Raw genomic sequence first — 4,866 nt, 5'->3', positions numbered from 1 at the left:
GGCCGCCGCCCGGACGCGGCGCGTCAGGCCGGGTCCGCGGCCGGACCGGTGGCCAGGCGGGCGTGGATCTGGTCGATGCGCAGTCCATCGCGGCGGGTGATCTCGAAGCGCCAGTCGCGCCATGCGATCACATCGCCGGTGTCGGGAATGCGGCCTTCGGCGCGCAGCAGCCGGCCCGCCAGCGTCGCGTCGCCGGCGTCATCGGCCAGGTCCGCCACCTCCAGCACCCGCGCCGCCTCGGCCAGGGCCAGGCGCCCGTCGAGCAGCCACGAGCCGTCGGACAGTTGCAGCGCCTCGGGCGGCGCCTCGCTGTCCTCCGGCAGCTCGCCGGCCACCGCGGTCAGCACGTCCATCGGCGTCACCAGCCCTTCGCACACGCCGTGTTCGTCGACCACGATCAACATGTGGTCGCGCGAGGCGCGCAGTTCTTCCAGCACCTTCAGCACCGGCGTGGTCTCCATCACGTAGCGTGGCTCGCGCGCCAGCTCGACCAGGTCGATCGGGCCCGGGTTCTGCAACAGCGGCAGCAGGTCCTTGAAGTGCAGCACGCCCAGCACGTTGGCCGGATCGCCGGCGCACAGCGGCAGGCGCGAGTGGCCCGAGGCGAACTTGCGCACGATCACGTCGGGCGTATCGGCCACGTCCAGCCAGATCATCTCGCCGCGCGCCACCATGATGGCGCGCACGTCGTGCCCGCCGATGGCCAGCACGCGTTCGATCATGGAGCTTTCCTCCGGCGCGAAGGCCGGCTCCTCGCCGGCGCCGTCCACCAGCGCCACCACATCGTCGGCCTGCTGCGACGCCTGGCCGCCGCGGCCGGCGCGCAACAGCCGCAGCACGGCCTGCGCGGTGCGCTGGCGGCGGCCCAGGGCGTGCGTGCCCTTGGCCCGGTTGCGGCGCGCCAGCTGGTTGCACAGCTCGATCAGGATCGAGAAGCCGATCGCGGCGTACAGATAGCCCTTGGGCACGTGGAAGCCCAGGCCTTCGGCCACCAGGCTGAAACCGATCATCAGCAGCAGGCCCAGGCACAGGATCACCACGGTCGGGTGACGCGCCACGAAGCCCATCAGCGGGCGGCTGGCCAACATCATCACGGCCATCGCCACCACCACCGCGATCATCATGATGCTCAGGTCCTGCACCATGCCGACCGCCGTGATCACCGAGTCCAGCGAAAACACCGCGTCCAGCACCACGATCTGCAGGATCACCTGCCAGAACACGGCGTGCTGCACCTTCTGGCCGCTGTCGTGGCCGCTGCTGCCTTCGACGCGCTCGTGCAGCTCCATGGTGCCCTTGAACAGCAGGAACAGGCCGCCCAGGATCAGAATCAGGTCGCGCCCGGAGATCTCGGCGCCCAGCACGGTGAACAGCGGCGTCGTCAGCGTCACCACCCAGGCGATACTGGCCAGCAGGCCCAGCCGCATCAGCATGGCCAGCGTCAGGCCGATCATGCGGGCGCGGTTGCGCTGCGCCGGCGGCAGCTTGTCGGCCAGGATGGCAATGAACACCAGGTTGTCGATACCCAGCACGATTTCAAGAATGACCAGCGTCGCCAGGCCAAGCCAGGCGGTCGGGTCGGACATCCAGTCGAAGATCATCAACGTTCCACAAGAAGGATCAGGATCGAGTGCGCGCGGGCGCCCGGCAAAGCCGGCGCCATCGCCAGGGACGGACTCGGACAGAATAGATCAGGCGCACGGGTCCGGGTGGGACGCGCGGGCGGTGTCGGACGGATCGGCGGCGGCGCGCGGCCGCCTATGCGAGGCGTGGGCGCTGCCGCGAGATCGTGGGGAACCGGCCGGGAACGGCCGGATGCCGGAAGTCGGCAGGGAGGGGAAACCGGGCGCCGCCACGTGAGCGGCGCCTTACTAGGAGGCGGGTCGTCGGTCATAGATGGCGAAACCGTCCGCGCTTGCCGGGCAAGCGCAGGCCGCGTGTTCCGCCGTGCTCTCATTCTTTCAGGAACCTGAATATTAGCTGAAATGCAGCAATCGAAAAAATCCGGGTTGGCCCGCATCGGGGAGTTGTCGCGGCACCCGGATCGGTGACACACTCAGTGCACGTACACATAGGCTGTCGCGGGATCCCTTTCACTCGGGAGCCGAACGCTCCGGAGGTCGTCGCCTCGCGGGCCGCAGCGCCTTGGGGCCGGCCTCGCCGGACGTCGGCTCCGCCGCTGGAGCGATGAATGAAAGACCAACCTGTTTCCGCACGGCGCGGGCTGCTCAAAGCCCTGGCCGTGGGCGTGCCCGGCGCCGTCTGGGCGCCCCACGCCGCCGCCGCGCCCGACCCCATGGCCGCCCCGGCCGCCGCCCCGCCCAACCGCACGCTCAAGTTCTTCAACGCCCAGGAAGCCCTGGCGATGGACGCCATCGCCGCGCGCCTGATCCCGGCCGACGAGCTCGGCCCCGGCGCCAAGGAAGCCGGCGTGACCCAGTTCCTCGATGGCCAGCTGGCGGGCGCCTGGGGCGCGGGCGAGCAGTTCTACCGCCAGGGGCCGTTCGAGGCCGGCACGCCCGAACAGGGCTATCAGCTGTCGTTCACGCCCGCCGAGATGTTCCGGCGCGGCCTGGCGGCGCTGGACGCCGCCGCCCGCAAGCAGGACGGCAAGCCCTACGCCGAACTGGACGCCCAGCGCCAGGACGCCTGGCTGCACGACATGCAAGCCGGCAAGCCGGATTTTTCGCCGCTGCCGTCGGCGGTGTTCTTCCAGGCCCTGCTGGACGCCACCATCGAGGGCTTTTTCTCCGACCCGCTGTATGGCGGCAACATCGACATGGTGGGCTGGAAGCTGGTGGGCTTTCCCGGCGCCTACGCCTCGTTCTCCAACGACATCGAGCGCCACGGCGTGATCTGGGCCGGCCGGCCCGTGTCCATCGCCAATGCGCGCGTGCACACGATGAAACCGGGAGACGGCCATGGCTAAGACGCTCCCCCCGGTGGACGTAGCGATCGTCGGCGGCGGCTGGACCGGCGCCATCATCGGCAAGGAACTGGCCGCGGCGGGCCAGCGCGTGGTGGTGCTGGAACGCGGCGAGGCGCGCTGGCCCTCGCCCGACTTCCAGGGCCCCTACGTCCACGACGAACTGAAGTACACGCGGCGCCACGAACTGCACCAGAACGCGGCCACCGAGACCTTCACCTTCCGCAACCACACCGACCAGAAGGCGCTGCCGATGCGGCGCTGGCAGTTCGCCTATCCCGGCACCCACCTGGGCGGCGCCGGCAACCACTGGTCGGGCGCCTACTACCGCTTCGACCCCACCGACTTCCGCCTGCGCAGCCACTACACCGAACGCTACGGCGCCAAGATCTTCGACCCGGAACTGACCTGCCAGGACTGGCCGCTGACCTACGACGAACTGGAGCCGTACTTCGACCGCTACGATTACCTGATCGGCGCCTCCGGCCAGGCCGGCAACCTCAAGGGCCAGAAGCAGGAAGGCGGCAACCCGTTCGAGCCCTGGCGCTCGCGGCCCTACCCCAACCCGCCCATGAAGGTGCCGTATGCGCCGGCCCTGTTCGGCGAGGCGGCGCGCAAGCTCGGCTACCACCCCTATGTACAGCCGTCCGCGCTCTGTACCCGGCCCTACGTGAACAGCGAAGGCCTGCACATGAGCGCCTGCGTGTACTGCGGCTTCTGTTCCAACTTCGGCTGCGAGCACTTCGCCAAGGCCTCGCCGCAGGTCTGTATCCTGCCGGTGGCGATGAAGCTGCCGACCTTCGAGATCCGCACCGGCGCGCACGTGCTGCGGGTCGAGCTGACGCCCGACAAGCAGCGCGCGCGCGGCGTGACCTACGTGGACGCGGCCGGCGCCGAGATGTTCCAGCCGGCCGAGATCGTGGTGCTGTGCGCCTTCGGCATCAACAACGTGCGCCTGCTGCTGCTGTCCGGCATCGGCCAGCCCTACGACCCGGTGACCGACAAGGGCGTGGTGGGCCGCAACTACACGCACCAGACCACCTCCGGCGTGAACCTGTTCTTCGACGAATCCGTGAACATCAATCCGTTCATGGGCGCCGGCGCCGTGGCGGTCACCATGGACGACTTCAGCGCCGACAACTTCGATCATGGCCCGCACGGCTTCGTCGGCGGCGGCTACCTGCAGATCCAGGTGGTCAGCGGCGCGCCGATCGGCTTTCACCCCACGCCCAAGGGCACGCCGGGCTGGGGCGCCGAGTGGAAGAAAGCGGTCAAGCGCTACTACAACCACGCCGCCAACATCACCATCACCGGCTCGGCCCAGCCCTGGCGCGGCGGCTACCTCAGCCTGGATCCCACCTATAAGGACGCCTGGGGCCTGCCGCTGCTGCGCGTGACCTACGACTTCCCCGACAACGACATCCGCATGTCGGCGTTCCTGACCGAGCGCGGCGACGAGATCGGCCGCGCCATGAAGGGCGTGACCCAGACCGAGCCCGGACCGCGCAAGCGGCCGTTCTCGGCCACGGTGTACCAGTCGACCCACCTGACCGGCGGCGCGGCCATGGGCAGCGATCCTGCCACCAGCGTGGTCAACCGCTACGGCCAGTCGTGGGACGTGCCCAACGTCTTCGTCACGGGCGCGGCGCTGTTTCCCCAGAACTCGGGCTACAACCCCACGGGCACGGTGGGCGCCACCGCCTACTGGATCGTCGAGAAAATCAAGGCGGACTACCTACGTTCGCCGGGACGGCTGGTGTCATCATGATCGAACATCGCAACGGCATCCTCATCGCGGTGGCGCTGATGGTGGGCGTGCCCGCCATCACCCTGATTGCCACCCTGCACCAGATGTTCGGCACCGGCGGCGACGGCCCGATCCGCGCCTCCGCCGTGCAGGCCCCGCCCGCGCCGGCCCAGCCCGCCGCGCCGGCCGCACC

At 69.6% G+C, this 4,866-nt stretch carries 3 protein-coding genes; 2 read left to right on the top strand and 1 reads right to left on the bottom strand.

Annotated elements, in window-relative coordinates; genetic code table 11:
- Positions 1 to 23: 23 nt before the first annotated feature.
- Entirely contained in the window at positions 24 to 1,601 is a 1,578-nt protein-coding gene (locus H0523_RS31480) for a TerC family protein (RefSeq protein WP_054435326.1), read from the bottom strand.
- Positions 1,602 to 2,191: 590 nt separating this feature from the next.
- Here H0523_RS31480 and H0523_RS31475 point away from each other — a divergent pair.
- On the top strand, positions 2,192 to 2,929 hold the full coding sequence (locus H0523_RS31475; RefSeq protein ID WP_054435328.1) for a gluconate 2-dehydrogenase subunit 3 family protein: 738 nt from the start codon (positions 2,192 to 2,194) through the stop codon (positions 2,927 to 2,929).
- Positions 2,922 to 4,694: a GMC family oxidoreductase gene (locus H0523_RS31470; RefSeq protein WP_054435330.1), complete on the top strand. Its 1,773-nt coding sequence runs from the start codon at positions 2,922 to 2,924 to the stop codon at positions 4,692 to 4,694. Before H0523_RS31475 ends, H0523_RS31470 begins: the two co-directional genes overlap by 8 nt.
- Positions 4,695 to 4,866 lie beyond the last annotated feature (172 nt).

Origin of the sequence: Achromobacter insuavis (genome assembly GCF_902859645.1) — a bacterium.
Taxonomy (GTDB): domain Bacteria; phylum Pseudomonadota; class Gammaproteobacteria; order Burkholderiales; family Burkholderiaceae_B; genus Achromobacter; species Achromobacter insuavis.
This window is presented reverse-complemented; position numbering and strand designations above follow the sequence as displayed.

Excerpts from the sequence above, each read along its gene's own strand:
- H0523_RS31480 (WP_054435326.1), bottom strand. The coding sequence starts at position 1,601 with ATGATCTTCGACTGGATGTCCGACCCGACCGCCTGGCTTGGCCTGGCG.
- H0523_RS31475 (WP_054435328.1), top strand. The coding sequence starts at position 2,192 with ATGAAAGACCAACCTGTTTCCGCACGGCGCGGGCTGCTCAAAGCCCTG.
- H0523_RS31470 (WP_054435330.1), top strand. The coding sequence starts at position 2,922 with ATGGCTAAGACGCTCCCCCCGGTGGACGTAGCGATCGTCGGCGGCGGC.